We start from the raw sequence: 17,925 nt of genomic DNA, 5'->3' as shown, positions 1-17,925 counted from the left end.
TCAGGGGGTCCCCACGGCGCTGTCGACACGGACGACCTCGGTGTCGGTGCCGAGGAACCTGCCGTGGTCGGCCGCCGCGACCTCGACCTCACGCCACCGTCGGGCCGACAGCCCGGCGAAGGGCGCCACCTCGAGGATCACGCGGTCGCGCCGGGACACGCGTCGCCACGTGCCGGCCACCTCGCCGTCGAATACGAGGGTGGGCTTGAAGACCATGTTGCGACCGGGCACGACCGCGGCGAAGTGCTCCGGCGGCAGCGAGACGTCACGGGACTTGAAGCCGAGCAGGAGCTCGTCCCACTGCGGCAGCAGGTGGACGCCGCCGGGGCCGTCGGGCACCTCCCGGGCGTCGGCGTGCGTCAGCCACGTCTGCCCGTCGAGCTCCTCGCGCACCAGCCGGTCGCCGACGAGCGCCAGCGCCTCACGCGTCAGCCCGAGCGGCTTGAGGAGCCACCCGGCGAGGTCCTTCTCGGTGACCGGGCCGTGGCTGCGCACGTAACGCTCGGCCACCGTGGCCAGGCCCTCCTCGCGGGAGACCTTGCGCGAGTAGGGAACCCACGAGTCGATGAGGACGAAGCTGGGCTGCTTGCCGATGAGCGGGCCCTGGCAGATGAGGCCGCTCATGCAGTGGTGGCCGATGAGGTGGTAGTTGCGCTGGCCGGTCGGGTCGATGCCGTGCTCGACGAGCAGGGCGGCGACGTCGGGCCGGCTCACCGGGGTGCGCAGGTGCTCCTCGAAGAGCATGCCGGAGAGCTCGACGTCGGCCTCGGTGAGCCCGAGCTGGGCAAAGCGCGTGGCGAGGGTCGTGCTGCGCGGCGCGGCGAGCAGCTCGCACATCCAGCGGGCGTCCTCCGCGGGCACCCAGTGGATCGTGCCGCGCATCGGCCAGGTGCGCACGACCTCGCGGTCGCGCACGGACTGCTCCACCTGCTCGAGGGTGAGGCCCGAGCGCACGCCGAGGGACCACGCGCCGCTGCCGTAGTCCTGCGCCTGCAGCGCGCCGAGCTCGCGGGCCACGGCCCCGGCCGACACCGGTGCGTCCGGCACCCCGAGCCGCGGGTGCAGCCCGAGGGCGGCCATCCGCGCCCGGCGCAGGCGCCGACGGTCGGCCGGGAGCATCAGCTGAGGCAGGCGGGGCCGAGGAGGGCCTTGAGGTCGCCGAAGAGCGCCGACGTCGCGTTGACCCGGAGCGAGTCGTCGAGCGACATGAGCACCGAGCGGCCCGGCTGGGTCAGCTTGACCTGCACCTCCGTCGCGCCCGGGTGCTCCCCGAGCACCCGCTTGAGGCTCTCGGCCACGGCGGGGGTCGCCCGCCCGAGCGGCATGGTCAGCACGACCGGGCCGCGCGGACCCTCCTTGATGTCGGGGATCGTCAGCTCCTGGGCGAAGATCGAGATCGAGTCGTCGCGCGCGCTGACCCGGCCCTTGACGGCGCACACGGTGTCCTGGGCGAGCATCGTCGAGTACGACATGTAGGCCGACGGGAAGAACAGGCACTCGACGGCGCCGTCGAGGTCCTCCACCGTGGCGATGGCCCAGAGGTCGCCCTTCTTCGTCCGCTTGAGCTGCAGGCTCGTGATGAGTCCCGCGACCGTGACGGGCGTGCCGTCCGGCTTCGGGTCGTCGCCCATCAGCGCGGCGATCGAGGTGTCGGCGTGCGTGGCGAGGATGTGCTCGATGCCGAAGAGCGGGTGGTCGCTGACGTAGAGGCCGAGCATCTCGCGCTCGAAGGAGAGCAGGCTCGCCTTGTCCCACTCCAGCGTCGGCACGGGCGGCAGGCCGTCGAAGGCGCCCGCGCCCTGCTGGCCGTCGCCGCCGTCGGCGTCGTCGCCGAAGCTGCCGAAGAGGCTGTCCTGGCCGATCGCCTCCTGCTTCTTGACCTCGATGAGGGCGTCGATGTAGCGCTCGTGCACCTCGACCATGCCGCGGCGCGCCTCGCCGAGGGAGTCGAACGCCCCACCCTTGATGAGCGACTCGATGGTCCGCTTGTTGCAGACGACGGCCGGCACCTTGGAGAGGAAGTCCTTGAACGAGGCGAAGGCGCCCTTCTCCTCGCGGGCCTTGATGATGGCCTGCACCACGGGCAGGCCGACGTTGCGGATGGCGGCGAGGCCGAAGCGGATGTCGGTGCCGACGGCGGCGAAGTTGGCGATCGACTCGTTGACGTCGGGCGGCAGCACCTTGATGCCCATGTGCCGGCACTCGTTGAGGTAGAGCGCCGACTTGTCCTTGTCGTCGCGCACGCTCGTCAGCAGCGCCGCCATGTACTCGGCGGGGTAGTTGGCCTTGAGGTAGGCCGTCCAGTACGACACGAGGCCGTATGCCGCGGTGTGCGCCTTGTTGAACGCGTAGTCCGAGAACGGCACGAGCACGCCCCAGAGGGCGGCGATCGAGCCCTCGTTGAAGCCCTGCGACTTCATGCCCTCCGAGAAGGGGACGTACTCGGCGTCGAGCACCTCCTTCTTCTTCTTGCCCATGGCGCGGCGCAGCAGGTCGGCGTTGCCGAGCGTGTAGCCGGCGAGCTTCTGGGCGATCTCCATGACCTGCTCCTGGTAGATGACCAGGCCGTAGGTCATCCCGAGGATCGGGTCGAGGGCGTCGATCATCTCCTGCTGGAGCTTGCCCTTCAGCTGCGGGTCGAGCGGGATGAGCTCCTGCTTGCCGTTCTTGCGCAGCGCGAAGTTGGTGTGCGCGTTGACGCCCATCGGGCCCGGGCGGTAGAGCGCGAGGGCGGCCGAGATGTCCTCGAAGTTGTCGGGCTGCATGAGCCGCAGCAGCGCCCGCATGCCGCCACCGTCGAGCTGGAAGACGCCGAGGGTGTCGCCGCGCCCCAGCAGGGCGTACGTGGCCGGGTCGCTCATGTCCTTCGACAGGGCGTCGAGGTCGATGTCCTCGTCGCGGTTGAGCTTGATGTTCTCGATGGCGTCGTCGAGGATCGTGAGGTTGCGCAGCCCGAGGAAGTCCATCTTGACGAGGCCGAGCGACTCGCAGCTCGGGTAGTCGAACTGCGTGATGATCTGGCCGTCCTGCAGGCGGCGCATGATCGGGATGACGTCGACGAGCGGCTCGCTGCTCATGATGACGCCGGCCGCGTGCACGCCCCACTGGCGCTTCAGGCCCTCGAGGCCGAGGGCGGTCGCGACGACCTCCTGGGCCTGCGGGTCCTCGTCGTGGACCGCACGGAAGTCGACCGCCTCGTTGTAGCGCTTCGACTCGGGCTTGAAGACGTCGGCGAGCGGCATGCCCTTGCCCATGACGTCGGGCGGCATCGCCTTGGTCAGCTTCTCACCCATGGCGAACGGGTGGCCGAGCACGCGGCTCGCGTCCTTGAGGGCCTGCTTGGCCTTGATCGTGCCGTAGGTGACGATCTGGGCGACGCGCTCCTCGCCGTACTTCTCCGTGACGTAGCGGATCACCTCGCCGCGGCGGCGCTCGTCGAAGTCGACGTCGAAGTCGGGCATCGACATGCGCTCGGGGTTGAGGAAGCGCTCGAAGATGAGGCCGTGCGGCACCGGGTCGAGGTCGGTGATGCCCATCGCGTAGGCGCACATCGAGCCGGCACCCGAGCCACGGCCCGGGCCGACGCGGATGCCGTTGCGCTTGGCCCAGTTGATGAAGTCGGCGACGACGAGGAAGTAGCCCGGGTAGCCCTTGGAGACGATGACGTCCTCCTCGAAGGCCGCCTGCTTGCGGGCGTAGTCGGGCACCCCCTCGGGGAAGCGCCGCTGGAGCCCGGTCTCGACCTCCTTGATGAACCACGACGTCTCGTTCTCCCCCTCGGGGCAGGGGAACCGCGGCATGTAGCGGCCCTCCCCCTCGGTGAAGGAGACCTCACAGCGCTCGGCGACGAGCAGCGTGTTGTCGCACGCCTCCGGCAGCTCGCGCCAGAGGTGGCGCATCTCCTGCGCGGACTTGAGGTAGAAGTCGTCGGCGTCGAACTTGAACCGGTTGGGGTCCATCAGGGTCGAGCCGGACTGCACGCAGAGCAGCGCCGCGTGCGCCTTGGCGTCCTCGGCGCGCGTGTAGTGCAGGTCGTTCGTCGCCAGGAGCGGCAGCTTGAGGTCTCGTGCGAGGCGGATGAGGTCCTTCTGGGTGCGCCGCTCGATGTCGAGGCCGTGGTCCATCAGCTCGACGTAGACGTTCTCGTTGCCGAAGATGTCGCGCAGCTCGCCGGCCACCTCGCGGGCCTCGTCGTACATCCCGAAGCGCAGCTTGGTCTGGATCTCGCTCGACGGGCAGCCGGTCGTGACGATGAGGCCCTTGCCGTAGGTGCCGAGCAGGTCGCGGTCGATGCGGGGCCACTTCGTGTACACCTGGTCGAGCGAGGCGATCGAGCTCATCCGGAAGAGGTTGTGCATCCCCTCGTTGTTCTCGGCGAGCATCGTCATGTGCGTGTACGCGCCGCTGCCGGACACGTCGTCGCGGCCGCCGTCGCCCCAGCTGACCTTGGTGCGGTCGGTGCGGTGGGTGCCGGGCGTGATGTACGCCTCCACGCCGATGATCGGCTTGACCCCGGTGCCCTGGGCCTTCTTCCAGAACTCGTAGGCACCGAAGACGTAGCCGTGGTCGGTGGTCGCGAGCGCCGGCATCCCCATCCGCGCCGCCTCGCTGAAGAGGTCGCCGATGCGCGCCGCGCCGTCGAGCATGGAGTACTCCGTGTGCACGTGGAGGTGCACGAAGTTCGGGTCGTTGCGCGGGGCGGTGGAGGTCGACATCGTGGACGAGTCTAAGCCTCGCCGGCGACACCTCCGCGCGTGTCGCGGCCGGTGTCGGGGGGCCCGGTCCCCCGACGGTCCCGTCGCGGGCCCCGACGGTCCCCGGCGCCGCGGCCGGGGCCGTCGTCGGCCTGCGCGGTGGGGTCAGAGGGTCCCGACGATGTCGAGCGCCCGCTGGAGGTCCTCCGGGTAGGAGCTCTCGAAGTGCACGTACTCCCCCGACCCCGGGTGCTCGAAGCCCAGACCGACGGCGTGCAGCCACTGCCGGTCCAGCTTGAGCCTGGCCGCGAGCTTGGGGTCGGCGCCGTACGTGATGTCGCCGCAGCACGGGTGGTGCAGGGCCGCGAAGTGCACCCGGATCTGGTGGGTGCGCCCGGTCTCGAGGTGGATGTCGAGCAGGCTCGCGTAGCGGAACGCCTCGATGACCTCGTAGTGCGTGACCGACGGCTTGCCGCTCTTCATGACCGCGAACTTGTAGTCGTGGCCGGGGTGGCGGCCGATCGGTGCGTCGACGGTGCCGACGACCGGGTCCGGCAGGCCCTGCACGAGGGCGTGGTACGTCTTGTCCACGGTGCGGCTGCGGAAGGCCTGCTTGAGGCGGGAGTACGCGTACTCGCTCTTCGCGACGACCATGAGGCCCGACGTGCCGACGTCGAGCCGGCTGACGATGCCCTGGCGCTCCGGGGCGCCGGAGGTGGAGATGCGGTAGCCGGCGGCGGCGAGCCCCGACACGACGTCCGGGCCGACCCAGCCGACACTCGGGTGCGCGGCGACGCCCACGGGCTTGTCGACGACGACGATGTCGTCGTCGTCGTGCACGATCGTCATGCCGGGGACCGGCTGGGCGATGACGGCGAGGCTCGGGCTCTCGTCGGCGCGCGGCAGCGACACCTCGAGCATCGCGCCGGCGTTGAGCCGCTCGGACTTGCCGACCGACTTGCCGTCGAGCACGACGTGCCCGTCGGCGGCGAGGTCGGCGGCCTTGGTGCGCGAGACACCGAACAGGCGGGCCACGCCGGCGTCGACGCGCTCGCCCTCGAGGCCGTCGGGGACGAGGACGGTGCGGACGTCAGGCATCCTCGGCCCCCTTCCCGTCGCGGCGACCGTCGACGCCGACGCCGCGGAGCGAGAGCAGGACGATGAGTGCGGCCGCGGAGACGATCCAGATGTCGGCGACGTTGCCGATGAAGACCTGGTAGTCGATGAAGTCGACGACGTGGCCCTGCCCGCCGCCCGGCGGCCGGACGAAGCGGTCGGTGAGGTTGCCGACGGCGGCGCCGAGGAGCAGCCCGAGGGCGATGGCCCAGGCCGTCGACCCGAGCTGGCGCGCGACGACGACGATGGCGACGAGGACGGCCAGCGCGATGCCGGTCATGACCCACGTGTTGCCGGCGCCGAGCGAGAGGGCCGCGCCCGGGTTGCCGATGAGCTTGAACCGGATGAGGTCCCCGATGAAGGGGCGGGGGGCGCCGTCCGCGAGGACGTCGAGGGCGACCTGCTTGGTCAGCTGGTCGCTCAGGTAGGCGAGCACCGCGACGACGGCGAGCAGCCCGAAGAGCCGCCGACGCCGCTGCGGGGTCGTGCGGCTCCGGTCGGCGCTGCTCGGGCTCTCGGTCACGCTGCCGTCGATCGGGGTGTCAGGGGAGGTGTCGATGGGGGTGTCGGTGGTGGACACGCCGTCGACGCCCGCTGGGGGCGTCGACGCGGCGTGAGTGGGCTTCAGTGGCGGTCCTGCTTGGCTTGGCATGTCATGCACAGGGTCGCACGAGGACGGGCCTGCAGTCGAAGTTTGCCGATCGGGTTGCCGCAGTTCTCACAGATGCCGTAGGTGCCGGCCTCGAGCTGCTCGAGGGCGTGCTCGGCCTGGCGCAGGCTCGCGCGGGCGTTGGCGGCGACGGAGATCTCGTGCTCGCGCTCGGCCGTCTTGGCGCCGGCGTCGGCCTGGTCGTCACCCGCCCCGTCGCCGGAGGCGCGCAGGAGGTCGTCGAGCTCGTCCTCGGCGAGCTTGAGCTCGACGCGGTGCTGCTCGATCTCCTCGAGCAGGACCCCGCGCACCTCGCGGATCTCCTCCTCGTTCCAGGGGCTTTCGTCGTCCTTGACCCTCAGCTGCTCCGCGATCTTGCGGGCGCTCGTCTTCGTGGCGGTCGGGCGCGCGGTCGACTTCTTCGCCGTGCTGCGCGGACCTGCGGTGGAGCTCGTCGTCACTGCTGCCTTCTTCGTGGGTCGTGCCGTCGTGGTCTGTGCGGCGGTCTTCGCCGTCGTCTTCGCCGCAGCCTTGGTCGCGGTCCTTGCCGGGGCCTTGGTGGCAGCCTTGGCCGGCGTCTTCGTCGCGGTCTTCGTCGCGGTCTTCGTCGCAGCCTTGGCTGGGGCCTTCGTCGCGGCTTTCGTCGCGGCCTTCGCTGCGGCCTTCGCCGGGGCCTTCGTCGGGGCCTTCGTCGGGGCCTTCGTCGGGGCCTTCCTCGGGGCCTTCGTCGCGGCTTTCGTCGCGGTCTTCGCCGGGGCCTTCGCCGCGGTCTTCGTCGCAGCCTTCGCCGGGGCCTTCGCCGCAGCCTTGGTCGCAGCCTTCGCCGTCGTCTTCGCCGGGGCCTTCGTCGCAGCCTTCGCCGTCGTCCTGGTGGCAGACTTCGCCGCACTCTTCGCCGCGCTCTTCGCGGGGGCCTGGGCCGTCGTCCGGGTCGCGGTCCTCGTGGCCGCCGCTGTCGCCGTCCCGGCCGAGCGCGCGCCGGAGCGCTTCGTCGCGGCCGCAGCCGTCTTCTTCGCCGCCATCGGACCCTCCGTCGCTCAAGCCGTCGACGCTGACAAGTGGGGCTGACAATAAGCCCCGAGCCGCCCTTCCACAAACGCGAAACGCACACCGGGACGAAGGTCACGAGAACGTGTCACGCCACCGCCTCCCCCAGCACGCGCGACGGCCGCCCGGGGATCTCTCCCGGACGGCCGTCCCGTGGTCGTGCTCGGACTCTCAGCCCTGGTCACCCTCGCCCGCAGCGGCGTGCGCCGGGTCCTGGACGCTCGTGTCGAGGTCGTGCAGCTGGCCCTCGATGTAGGACTTGAGGTTGGCGCGGTAGTTCTTCTCGAAGCCGCGCAGCTCCTCGATCTTCCGGTCGAGCAGGCTCTTGCTCTTGTCGAGGTCCTCGAGCACCGCGGCCTTCTTCTGCTGGGCCTCGGCGACCATGCCGGTCGCGCGCTCGCGGGCCTCGGTCAGCATCTCGTCGCGCTTGGCGGACGCCTCGGCGAGCATCTGGTCACGCTGCGAGGTGGCCTCGGCGATCATCTGGTCGCGCTGGGCGTTGGCCTCGGCGATCATCTGGTCACGCTCGGCGACCGCGGCCGCCGACAGCTGCTCGGCCTGCGCGCTCGCCTCGTCGTGGCGGGCCTGGCCGGTGCTCAGCAGCTCGTCGTGACGGGCCTGTGCCGCGTCGATGAGCTCGCGGTGACGGGCCTCGGCCTCGGCGACGAGCTCGTCGCGGCGGGCCTCGCCCGCGGCCACGTGCTCGTCGTGCAGCCGCTGCGCGAGCGCGATGACGCCGGCGGCGTCCATCTGTCCCGCGGGCGCGGCAGCGGGCTGCTGCTCGGCCGCGGCGGCCTGCTGTGCGGGCTGCTGCCCGGACTGCTCGTCGGACGACGTGCGGTCGGACTCCTTGGCGGACTGCTCGGCCAGGGCATGGTGCTTCGCAGCCTCGTCGCGGGCCCGCTCCGCCTCGGCCGTCGCGGCCTCGGCGTCGGCCTGCGCCTTGGCGGCGGCCTCCTGCGCGGCCTGCGCCTCCTGCTGCGCCTTCTGCAGCTGCGCCTCGGCGTCGGCGACCTTCGAGCTCAGCTCGTTGAGCTTGGCCTGCGCGTCGTCGAGGGCCTGCGAGTCGACGGCGGACTTCGCGGCCACCTCGGCGCGCTCGGCGTCGGCCTTGGCGCGCTCGATGCGCTCCTGGGCCGCACGCTCGGCGTTCTCGGCGTCGGCCTTCGCCTTGGCGGCGCGGTCGGCGGCGGCCTTGAGGGCACGCTCGGCGTCCTGGATCTTGGCCGTGAGACCGCCGAGCTTCGCGTCGTCGCCCGGCCGGCCGACCGCCGGCATCGCGGCCGTGGCGCCCTCGCCGCGCACCGCCGTCTGGTTCTTGCTCGCACGGCAGTCGTTGAGCTGCTTGAGGTAGTCGTCGCGCTGCTCGATGAGCGAGCGCATCTCCGCCACGATCTCGTCGAGGAAGTCGTCGACGTCGCGCTCCTCGTAGCCACGACGGAACTGCGTGGTCTGGAAGTGCTTGTTGAGCACCTGTTCAGGCGTAAGCGCCATGTGTCACCTCATACGGACGTAGTGGGTCGGGCCCAACGCTATCGGGCGTTGCGGTCACGCCACAAAGGCGCACCACCTCGACACCGGTCCTATCATCCCTGGCCCCCGGGTTCGACCCGAGAGGTCACCGGGAGACGGCCCGGGTCAGAAGTAGTTCGGCACGTTGAGCGCGAGCGAGGTCAGCAGCATCAGCACGAGGAAGCTGAGGTCGAGACGCACCCCGCCGAGGTTCGGCGACGGGATGACCTTGCGCAGGGCCCGCAGCGGGGGGTCGGTGACCGTGTAGATCGCCTCGGCGAGCACGAGCACGACACCGGTCGGGTGCCACGAGCGCGCCAGCACCTGCACCCAGTCGATGACGAAGCGACCGATGAGGGCGATGAAGAAGGTGAAGACGACCACGCCGTAGATCGTCCAGAACGCGTCCATGTCGGTCAGTGTCCCTGATGGCCGGGCACGAACGGGAACCGGGGTCACGATCGAGGCTCGACCGTGACCCCGCGCCGTGCGTGCGGTCGAGGAGCCCGGCGACCGGGCCCTCGGTGGTCAGCTCTGGTTGAAGAAGCCGCGGGCGGCCGCGGCCGGGGCCTCGGGCTCGTCGGCGGAGATCTCCACGTGGGCCGGCGAGAGCAGGAACACCTTGGAGGTGACGCGCTCGATCGTGCCGTGCAGGCCGAACACGAGGCCTGCGGCGAAGTCGACGAGACGCTTGGCGTCGGCGTCGTCCATGTCGCTGAGGTTCATGATGACCGGCACCTGGTCGCGGAACCACTCGCCGATGTTCTTGGCCTCGTTGTACGTCCGCGGGTGGATCGTCGTGATCCGGTTGAGCGAGCCGACCTCGATGTCGCGCACGACGGCGGCGACGGGCCGCTTGGTGGGCAGCGGGGTCACGGCAGCGGTGTGCCCGGACTCGTCGTCGAAGCGCTCGGACTCGTCGTAGGCGTCGTAGTCGTCGTAACGGTCATGACGCTGGTCCTCCTCGCTCAGTCCGAGGTACACCATCGTCTTGCGCAGTGCCCCTGCCATGGCCAACTCCCAAACGTGTTGATTGTGTTCGCGAGCGACGTTACAGAAGGGACGGGCGGGAGCCGAGGATTGCCGTGCCGACACGCAGGTGTGTCGCCCCGTGGCGCAGCGCGGCCTCGAGGTCGCCGCTCATGCCGGCCGACACCCAGCCCGCGCCGGGGTGCCGAGCCCGTATGCCGTCGGCGACCTCCCGCAGCCGCGCGAAGGCCGCGTCGGGGTCGGCGCCGAGCGGTGCCACGGCCATGACGCCCCGGAGGGTGAGCAGCCGCGCGCCGGCCACGGCGTCGGCGAGGTCGTCCACCTGCTCGGCCGTCACCCCGCCGCGCGAGGTGTCGCCGTCGAGGCTGACCTGCAGCAGCACCTCGAGGCGCCGGTCGGCCTGGTGCGCACCCTTGTCGAGGGCCCGCACGAGCTTGACCCGGTCGACCGACTGCACGACGTCGGCGTAGGCAGCGACGTGGGACGCCTTGTTCGTCTGCAGCTGGCCGATGAAGTGGAGGGTCAGCGCGTCTGCCCCGGTCCCGCCGAGCGCCCGGCGCACCTCGGCGAACTTCTCCCCCGCCTCCTGGTCGCGGTTCTCGCCGAAGTCGCGCACGCCGAGCTCGTGGAGCGCCAGCACGTCGGCGGCCGGGAAGTACTTCGTGACGACGACGAGGGTGACCTCGCCGGGGTCGCGACCGGCCAGCTCGCAGCCCCGCGCGATGCGGTCGCGCACGGCCGACAACGCGGCCCGCAGCTGCTCCGCCCGGTCTCCCCCGCGCTCGTCCGCGCGCTCGTCCGCACGGTCGTCCGCACGGTCGTCCGCACGGTCGTTCCGGGGGCCGGTCACGCTGCCACCTCCCGGCGCACGACGACGCCGGCGAAGCGGCCCGTGCGGCCGTCGCGGCGGTAGGAGTAGAGGTCGTCGCTCTCGCGGGTGCAGCCCGCCACCCACTCGATGCCGGCGCCGGCGGCCACGAGCTGCTCGACGACACCGGCCGCGACGTCGATGGCGGGCGTGCCGGTCCAGGAGCGGGCGGCCGCGGCGGGCGCGACGGCGCCGGCTGCGGCGCTCATGGCGGCCGGCACCTCGTAGCACCGGCCGCACACCGACGGCCCGACCGTGGCGGACACGGTCCGCGCCCCGAGCTCGCGCATCGCGGCGACGGCGGCGGGCACGACGCCCGCCAGCAGGCCCGGCCGGCCCGCGTGCACCGCGCCGACCACGCCGGCGTCGCGGTCGTGCAGCAGCACCGGGACGCAGTCGGCCACGAGCACCGCGAGGGCCAGGCCCGGCCGGCGCGTGACGATCGCATCCGCCGCCGGCGGCTCCCCGGCCCAGGGGCCGGTCACCTCGACGACCTCCGCACCGTGCTCCTGGTCCATGAAGAGCAGTCGCTCGCGGGTCACGCCGAGCTCACCCGCCAGCGCCTTGCGGTTGCCCTCGACGGCACCGGCGTCGTCGCCGACGTGACCGCCGAGGTTGAGGCCGGCATACGGCCCGCGACCGAGGGCGGCGGACCGTCCGGTGAAGCCGAGCTCGACGGGTGACGGGCCCGCCGGGGAGGTGGAGCGCCAGTAGAACACGACCCACAATCTACGGCGAACGGTCCCGGACGCACGCGCCGCCCCTGCCCGGGTGGGCAGGGGCGGCGCGTGCGTGTCTCCTACTTGAGGAAGTCGGGGACGTCGAGGTCGTCGCCCTCGTCGAAGGTCACCTGGCGCGGCGGTTGAGCGGCCGGGGGCTGCTGCGGCTGCTGGCCCTGCTGCTGCGGCTGGGCCGCCTGGGCCTGCTGCTGCGCCGGCTGCTGCGTCGGCAGCTGCTGCGGCACCTGCTGACCGGCCGGGGCCTGCTGCTGGGCGTGGCCGTTCGACTGCTGCTGGGCCTGCTGCGGGGCCTGCTGCTGGGCCGGAGCGGCCGGGCGCTGCTGCGCCTGCTGCGCCTGCTGCGCCCTGCCGCTGACGGTGCCGAGACCGCGGTCGTCGTGGCGCTGGCTCGGGCCGCCCCCGTCGAAGCCGGCGGCGATGACGGTGACGCGCACCTCGTCGCCGAGGGCGTCGTCGATGACCGCACCGAAGATGATGTTCGCCTCGGGGTGCGCGGCCTCCTGCACGAGGCGCGCGGCCTCGTTGATCTCGAAGAGGCCGAGGTCCGAGCCGCCCTGCACCGAGAGCAGCACGCCGTGCGCTCCGTCGATCGAGGCTTCGAGCAGCGGGCTGCTGATGGCGAGCTCGGCGGCCTGCACCGCGCGGTCCTCGCCGCGGGCCGAGCCGATGCCCATCAGGGCCGAGCCGGCACCCTGCATGACCGACTTGACGTCGGCGAAGTCGAGGTTGATGAGGCCGGGCGTCGTGATGAGGTCGGTGATGCCCTGCACGCCCGAGAGGAGCACCTGGTCGGCCGAGCGGAACGCGTCCATCATCGAGACGTTGCGGTCGCTGATCGAGAGCAGCCGGTCGTTCGGGATGACGATCAGGGTGTCGACCTCCTCGCGGAGGCTGCCGATGCCCGACTCGGCCTGGTTGGCGCGGCGCCGACCCTCGAAGGTGAAGGGCCGCGTCACGACGCCGATGGTCAGGGCGCCGAGCTGGCGGGCGATGCGCGCGACGACGGGCGCGCCGCCCGTGCCGGTGCCGCCGCCCTCGCCGGCCGTGACGAAGACCATGTCGGCCCCCTTGAGGACCTCCTCGATCTCCTCGGCGTGGTCCTCCGCCGCCTTCTTGCCGACCTCGGGGTCGGCGCCCGCGCCGAGCCCGCGCGTCAGCTCGCGGCCGACGTCGAGCTTGACGTCCGCGTCGCTCATGAGCAGCGCCTGGGCGTCGGTGTTGATGGCGATGAACTCGACGCCCTTGAGGCCGACCTCGATCATGCGGTTGATGGCATTCACGCCGCCGCCGCCGATGCCGACGACCTTGATGACGGCCAAGTAGTTCTGCGGTGCTGCTGCCACGAGTGTGGGCCTTCCTGACTGGTGGTGCCGGTGCTGCCGAGGTTCGGCGGGGACGAGCGGGCTGGTGGGTTCCGGCCGGTGGCCGGGAGGGCGGTTCGCGCCGCGACCGAAAGCCTCAACCTTAAACGTCCACATAAAGGTTACAGTTTGGTCACGAACCGGTGCCCCGACGGTATGACGTGGCGCAGGGGCGATCAACCCAAGACGCGGCGTGTCGCCACCCCGGTCGAGCGATTTCGCGGGAGCACGCCCCAGCAGCCTCTCCTGCACCACCGGCCACGCGCGCCCGCACCACTGTCCCATGCCGCGGGACCTCACCGTGACGCGTCAGCGGGTGACCGGCGAGGTGGGCACGCTGACGTCGATCGTCGAGCCGGGCTCGGACAGCAGCAGGCGGACGAGGTCGGCCTTGCGCGGACCGTCCCCCGCACCGCCCCAGACGACGGTCTTGCGCTTGTCCCCCTTCGCCCTGACGGTGAAGGAGACCTGGTCGGCCGTCGACACCGACACGTCGGCGACGTCGTCGCGCAACGCCGGCTCGAGCGATCCGAGGGCCGACAGCGCGGCCGCGACCCCGGCACCGGTGACCTGCCCGGCCCCCGAGCTGACGAGGGGCACGCCGGCCGGGGCGGCCGCGACGGTGCGGAACGCGAAGCCGTCCCGATCCACGACGTCAACCTGACCTCGAGGGTTTCGCACCGCGAGGACGGCCACCCGTGGCGTCAGCTCGATGACGACGGTGTCGGGCAGGCTGCGGGTCACGGTGACCGAGTGCCACGCCTTGTCGGCCACGAGGCGGGCCAGCACCTCCTCGGTGTCCACCCGCAGCAGCGGACCGCCGAGCGGCACCTGGGCGACCGAGCGCACCTGGGCCACCGACGCCGCCGGCACCCCACGCACCTCGACGACGCTGACGGTCAGCACGCTGCTGAACCAGCCCAGCCAGGCCAGCAGGCCGGCGAGCAGCAGGACGCCGACGAGCACCCAGGCGAGCAGCCGTGAGCGACGGCGCACCGCCGCCGCCCGGCGCTCGAAGCGCGCGCGCGAGGAGGCGAGCCCGGTGCCGGCCACGCGGCGCCGGGTCGTGCCGCGGTCGATCGTCACGCGGCCCCACCCCCGAGCAGGCGCAGGACCTCGGGGCCGATCATGGTCACGTCACCGGCGCCGACCGTGAGGACGAGGTCGCCGGGGCGGGCGAGCCCGGCCACGACGGGGGCGACCTCCGACCACGAGGGGACGTAGCGCACGTCGACCTCGGGTCGGGCGGCGAGCACGGCGTCGGCGACGAGGCGCCCGGAGACCCCGGGCTCGGGGTCCTCGCGGGCGGCGTAGACGTCCATGACGACCACGACGTCGGCGGGCGAGAGCCCAGCGCCCAGCTCGGTGGCGAAGTCGCGGGTGCGGCTGTAGAGGTGCGGCTGGAAGACGACGACGAGCCGCCCGGTGGCGCCGACGAGGTCCTTCGCCGTGCCGACGACGGCCGCCACCTTGCCCGCGTTGTGGGCGTAGTCGTCGACGACGACGACGCCCCCGGCCTCCCCCTTGGGCTCGAAGCGCCGGCGCGTGCCGGTGAAGGACGCGAGGCCGGCCAGCACCCCCTCGGGGGCCTGGCCCAGCCCGTGCACGGCGGCCACGTACGCGGCGGCCGCGTTGAGGGCGTTGTGCCGACCGGGCACGCCCAGCACCATCCGGTGCGTGCGCCCGCCGTCCACCAGCCCGACCGACGCGGTGACGCCGTCCTGCTGGTGGTCGCTCAGCACGACGTCGGCGCCGGGGTCGAAGCCGTAGGTCAGGACCGTCCGACCGGCGGCCCGCGCCCGCTCGGCGAGGCCGACGGCGCCGGCGTCGTCGGCGCACGTGACGAGCAGCCCGTCCGGCCGGATCGTGCGCACGAAGGCGTCGTACGCCGCCTCCACAACCTTGAAGCTCGAGTAGAAGTCGAGGTGGTCGGGCTGCACGTTCGTCACGATCGCGACCTCGGGGGCGTAGACGACGAACGAGCCGTCGCTCTCGTCGGCCTCGACGACGAAGATCTCGTCGGCGCCGTCGTGGGCGTTCGTGCCGTGCTTGGCCAGCTCCCCGCCCACCGCGAACGAGGGGTCGAGGCCACAGCCCTGCAGCGCCACGGTGAGCATCGAGGTCGTCGTCGTCTTGCCGTTCGCGCCGGCCACGGCCACGGGCCGTCGGCCCTGCATCAGCGCGGCCAGCCCCTGCGCCCGGTGCAGCACCGGGACGCCGCGCCTGCGGGCTGCGACGAGCTCGACGTTGTCGTCACGGATCGAGCTGCTCATGACGACGGCGTCGGCGCGCTCCTGGTGCCCCTCGTGGAAGCCCACCCAGACGCCGGCCCCCTCGCTCTCGAGCGCCTTGAGGACGGGCACGTCCTTGGCGTCGCTACCGGTGACGCGGATGCCACGCGCGAGCATGATGCGGGCCACGCCCGACATGCCCGCGCCGCCGATGGCGAGGAAGTGCACCCGGCCGAGGTCGGCGACGTCGGGCACCGGTGCCGTGAAGTCGAAGCGGGCCGCGGCGAAGGGGTGCTCCACGGTCGGGGTGCGGTCGTGCCCGGTCACGAGCGTCCCCGCCCGTGCGCGGCGGCCGCGTCGACGAGGTCGGCGAGCAGCTCGTCGGCCGCGGGCTCTCCGAGGGCCCGGGCGGCGGCGGCCATCGCGGCGAGCCTCGGCGCGTCGGTCGCGAGCCGCACCAGCTCGGCGTCGACCCACTCCGGCGTCAGGGCGGCGTCGTCGACGACGAGCCCTCCCCCGGCGGCCACGACGTCGGCCACGTTGAGCCGCTGCTCGCCGTTGCCGATCGGCAGCGGGACGTAGACGGCCGGCAGACCGACCGCCGTCAGCTCGCACACCGTGTTGGCACCGGCGCGGGCGACGACGAGGTCGGCGGCGGCGTACGCGAGCTCCATGCGGTCGAGGTACGGGACGACGACGTAGGGGGCGCCGCCCTGCGGCACCTCGTCGGCGAACTCCTTGCCGAGGCCCGTCACGTGCAGCACCTGGATGCCGGCGCCGCTCAGCTGCGCCACGCGGGCGGCGAACGCCTCGTTGAGCCGCTGGGCGCCGAGCGAGCCGCCGGTCACGAGCACGGTCGGCAGACCGTCGCGCAGACCGAGCTGCGTCAGCGCCTCGGGGCGCGTCGCGGCGCGGTCGAGGGTGGCCACGGCGCGCCGCAGCGGCATGCCGACGCGCTGGGCGCCGCGCAGCGAGGTGCTGGCGAAGGTCGTCGCGACGGCCTGCGCCCAACGGGCGCCGAGGCGGTTGGCCAGGCCCGGTCGGGCGTTCTGCTCGTGGATGACGACGGGCACGCGGCGTCGACGGGCGGCGAGGTAGGCCGGCGTGCTGACGTAGCCGCCGAAGCCCACGACGACGTCCGCGCCCGTCTCGTCGATCGCGGCGCCGGCCGCGTCGACCGCCGCCTTGAGCCGTCGCGGGAGGCGGAGCAGGTCGGCGCTCGGGCGACGCGGCAGCGGCACCTTCGGGACGACGCGCAGCTCGAGGCCGTGGGCGGGCACGAGGCGCGCCTCGAGGCCCTCCTGCGTGCCGAGGGCCGTCACCCGCAGGTCGGGGTGGCGACGGCGCAGCGCGTCGGCGAGGGAGAGGAGCGGCGACACGTGGCCGGCACTGCCTCCTCCGGCGAGCAGGACGGAGGTGGGTGCGGACAGGACGATCACCGGCTTCTGCGAGGGTGCGGGGCGGAGCGGACGCGGGAGGGCAGCACGGCCAGCGACCGACGGATCATGCTCGGGCGCGCATCGAGCAGGGCCTTGCAGCCCGGTTCGTGGCGCGCGAACGACAGCAGGATGCCGAGGGCCACGAGGGTCGTGACGAGCGAGGACCCGCCGGCGGAGACGAGCGGGAGCGGCACGCCGATGACCGGGAACAGCCCGATGACCGCGCCGATGTTGATGATGGCCTGGCCGAGCAGCCACGCCATGATGCCGGCGCCCGCGATGCGGACGAAGCGGTCCTGGGTGCGGCTGACGAGGCGGAAGCAGGCCCAGGCGAGCACGCCGAAGAGGAGCAGGACCATGAGGGTGCCGGGCAGGCCCAGCTCCTCGCCGATGATGGCGAAGATGAAGTCGTTGTGGGCCTCGGAGAGCCACTCCCACTTCTCCTTCGAGGCGCCGAGGCCGACGCCCCACCAGCCGCCGTCGGCGAGGGCGTAGAGGCCGTGCACGGACTGGCCGCACCAGCCGTCGGGGTCGGCGTTGCACGCCGGGTTGAGCCAGTTCGAGATGCGGCTCGTGCGGTTGCTGCTGCCCGTCACCATGAGCGCCACGCCGACCGCGGCGAGCGCCCCGCCCATGGCGAAGATCTTCATGGGGGCACCGGCGACGAGCAGCACGGCCGCCACGATGACGAGCACGACGATGGCGGTGCCGAGGTCGTGGCCGGCGAGGATGAGACCGAGCACGACGGTGCTGATCGGCACGAGGTAGGGCAGCACGACGTGCAGCAGGTGGGCGACGTGGGCCGACTTGTTGGCGAAGATGACCGCCCCGACGAGCACGAGGCCGACCTTGGCGAACTCCGCCGGCTGGAACTGCAGCGGCCCGATGGCGAGCCAGTTCCGGTTGCCGTTGACGCTGCGGCCGAACGGGATGACGGCGGCGAGCAGCAGCACCGACACGACGATGGTCGGGAACGCGAGCCGCTTCCACCAGCGCACGTCGAGCCGGCTCGCCACGAGCGCCGCGGCCCCGCCGACGACGGCGAAGGCCAGCTGGCGCACGAACACGGCGTAGGAGGCCTCGTCGGCGATGAGCGCCTCGACGCTCGAGGCGGAGAAGACCATGACGAGCCCGAAGACGACGAGCGTGCAGGTCGTGCCGAGGATGAGGTAGTAGGTCGTGAGCGGCGACTCGAGCCTGCCGATGACGGGCAGCGCCCGCCCCTCGGTGGCGGTGGTCGCCGACCCGCCAGCAGTGGTCGTGCTCACTCCTGCCTCA

At 72.4% G+C, this 17,925-nt stretch carries 16 protein-coding genes; 1 reads left to right on the top strand and 15 read right to left on the bottom strand.

Annotated elements, in window-relative coordinates; all coding sequences use genetic code 11:
• The 5 genes from ABT295_RS20595 to ABT295_RS20575 form a co-directional block, all read right to left on the bottom strand.
• The gene (locus ABT295_RS20595; RefSeq protein ID WP_352396269.1) at positions 1–1,119 is read right to left on the bottom strand and encodes a winged helix DNA-binding domain-containing protein; all 1,119 of its coding nucleotides are present in this window, start codon (positions 1,117–1,119) and stop codon (positions 1–3) included.
• Positions 1,119–4,715 (bottom strand): DNA polymerase III subunit alpha, encoded by a 3,597-nt coding sequence (dnaE, locus tag ABT295_RS20590; protein ID WP_352396268.1) that lies wholly within the window; start codon positions 4,713–4,715, stop codon positions 1,119–1,121. Before dnaE ends, ABT295_RS20595 begins: the two co-directional genes overlap by 1 nt.
• Positions 4,716–4,859: 144 nt before the next feature.
• Positions 4,860–5,792, bottom strand: a complete 933-nt coding sequence (locus ABT295_RS20585; protein WP_352396267.1) for an RluA family pseudouridine synthase — start codon at positions 5,790–5,792, stop codon at positions 4,860–4,862.
• Complete coding sequence (lspA, locus tag ABT295_RS20580; RefSeq protein ID WP_352396266.1) at positions 5,785–6,390, bottom strand: signal peptidase II; 606 nt, start codon at positions 6,388–6,390, stop codon at positions 5,785–5,787. Before lspA ends, ABT295_RS20585 begins: the two co-directional genes overlap by 8 nt.
• 44 nt (positions 6,391–6,434) lie before the next feature.
• Complete coding sequence (locus ABT295_RS20575) at positions 6,435–6,920, bottom strand: TraR/DksA family transcriptional regulator (protein WP_352396265.1); 486 nt, start codon at positions 6,918–6,920, stop codon at positions 6,435–6,437.
• On the opposite strand from ABT295_RS20575, the gene ABT295_RS20570 reads away from it, so the two are divergent.
• The gene (locus ABT295_RS20570) at positions 6,904–7,527 is read left to right on the top strand and encodes a hypothetical protein (protein ID WP_352396264.1); all 624 of its coding nucleotides are present in this window, start codon (positions 6,904–6,906) and stop codon (positions 7,525–7,527) included. The two genes, ABT295_RS20575 and ABT295_RS20570, sit on opposite strands and share 17 nt — an antisense overlap.
• Before the next feature lie 150 nt (positions 7,528–7,677).
• Here ABT295_RS20570 and ABT295_RS20565 read toward each other — a convergent pair whose 3' ends face one another.
• The 10 genes from ABT295_RS20565 to ftsW form a co-directional block, all read right to left on the bottom strand.
• The gene (locus ABT295_RS20565) at positions 7,678–9,000 is read right to left on the bottom strand and encodes a DivIVA domain-containing protein (protein WP_352396263.1); all 1,323 of its coding nucleotides are present in this window, start codon (positions 8,998–9,000) and stop codon (positions 7,678–7,680) included.
• Between the two features lie 144 nt (positions 9,001–9,144).
• A complete protein-coding gene (locus ABT295_RS20560) occupies positions 9,145–9,429 on the bottom strand; it encodes a YggT family protein (RefSeq protein WP_352396262.1) in 285 nt (94 codons plus the stop codon).
• Between the two features lie 117 nt (positions 9,430–9,546).
• Complete coding sequence (locus ABT295_RS20555; protein WP_352396261.1) at positions 9,547–10,029, bottom strand: cell division protein SepF; 483 nt, start codon at positions 10,027–10,029, stop codon at positions 9,547–9,549.
• 40 nt (positions 10,030–10,069) lie between these two features.
• Positions 10,070–10,765, bottom strand: a complete 696-nt coding sequence (locus ABT295_RS20550; RefSeq protein WP_352396312.1) for a YggS family pyridoxal phosphate-dependent enzyme — start codon at positions 10,763–10,765, stop codon at positions 10,070–10,072.
• A gap of 89 nt (positions 10,766–10,854) precedes the next feature.
• On the bottom strand, positions 10,855–11,595 hold the full coding sequence (pgeF, locus tag ABT295_RS20545; protein WP_352396260.1) for a peptidoglycan editing factor PgeF: 741 nt from the start codon (positions 11,593–11,595) through the stop codon (positions 10,855–10,857).
• Between the two features lie 80 nt (positions 11,596–11,675).
• Positions 11,676–12,959: a cell division protein FtsZ gene (gene ftsZ, locus ABT295_RS20540; protein WP_352396259.1), complete on the bottom strand. Its 1,284-nt coding sequence runs from the start codon at positions 12,957–12,959 to the stop codon at positions 11,676–11,678.
• A 327-nt stretch (positions 12,960–13,286) separates the two neighbouring features.
• Positions 13,287–14,063 (bottom strand): cell division protein FtsQ/DivIB, encoded by a 777-nt coding sequence (locus ABT295_RS20535; RefSeq protein WP_352396258.1) that lies wholly within the window; start codon positions 14,061–14,063, stop codon positions 13,287–13,289.
• On the bottom strand, positions 14,060–15,535 hold the full coding sequence (murC, locus tag ABT295_RS20530) for a UDP-N-acetylmuramate--L-alanine ligase (protein WP_352396257.1): 1,476 nt from the start codon (positions 15,533–15,535) through the stop codon (positions 14,060–14,062). Before murC ends, ABT295_RS20535 begins: the two co-directional genes overlap by 4 nt.
• Entirely contained in the window at positions 15,532–16,647 is a 1,116-nt protein-coding gene (gene murG / locus ABT295_RS20525; RefSeq protein WP_352396256.1) for an undecaprenyldiphospho-muramoylpentapeptide beta-N-acetylglucosaminyltransferase, read from the bottom strand. The genes murC and murG overlap by 4 nt, the downstream gene beginning before the upstream one ends.
• Positions 16,644–17,915 (bottom strand): putative lipid II flippase FtsW, encoded by a 1,272-nt coding sequence (ftsW, locus tag ABT295_RS20520; RefSeq protein WP_352396255.1) that lies wholly within the window; start codon positions 17,913–17,915, stop codon positions 16,644–16,646. Before ftsW ends, murG begins: the two co-directional genes overlap by 4 nt.
• Between the last annotated feature and the right edge of the window lie 10 nt (positions 17,916–17,925).

Source organism: Terrabacter sp. NPDC000476 (assembly GCF_040300125.1).
Classification (GTDB): domain Bacteria; phylum Actinomycetota; class Actinomycetes; order Actinomycetales; family Dermatophilaceae; genus Terrabacter.
Note: the sequence above shows the minus strand (reverse complement) of the source record. Positions and strands in the feature narration are given on the sequence as shown.

Excerpts from the sequence above, each read along its gene's own strand:
- ABT295_RS20595 (WP_352396269.1), bottom strand. The coding sequence starts at position 1,119 with ATGCTCCCGGCCGACCGTCGGCGCCTGCGCCGGGCGCGGATGGCCGCC.
- dnaE (WP_352396268.1), bottom strand. The coding sequence starts at position 4,715 with ATGTCGACCTCCACCGCCCCGCGCAACGACCCGAACTTCGTGCACCTC.
- ABT295_RS20585 (WP_352396267.1), bottom strand. The coding sequence starts at position 5,792 with ATGCCTGACGTCCGCACCGTCCTCGTCCCCGACGGCCTCGAGGGCGAG.
- ABT295_RS20565 (WP_352396263.1), bottom strand. The coding sequence starts at position 9,000 with ATGGCGCTTACGCCTGAACAGGTGCTCAACAAGCACTTCCAGACCACG.
- ABT295_RS20560 (WP_352396262.1), bottom strand. The coding sequence starts at position 9,429 with ATGGACGCGTTCTGGACGATCTACGGCGTGGTCGTCTTCACCTTCTTC.
- ABT295_RS20555 (WP_352396261.1), bottom strand. The coding sequence starts at position 10,029 with ATGGCAGGGGCACTGCGCAAGACGATGGTGTACCTCGGACTGAGCGAG.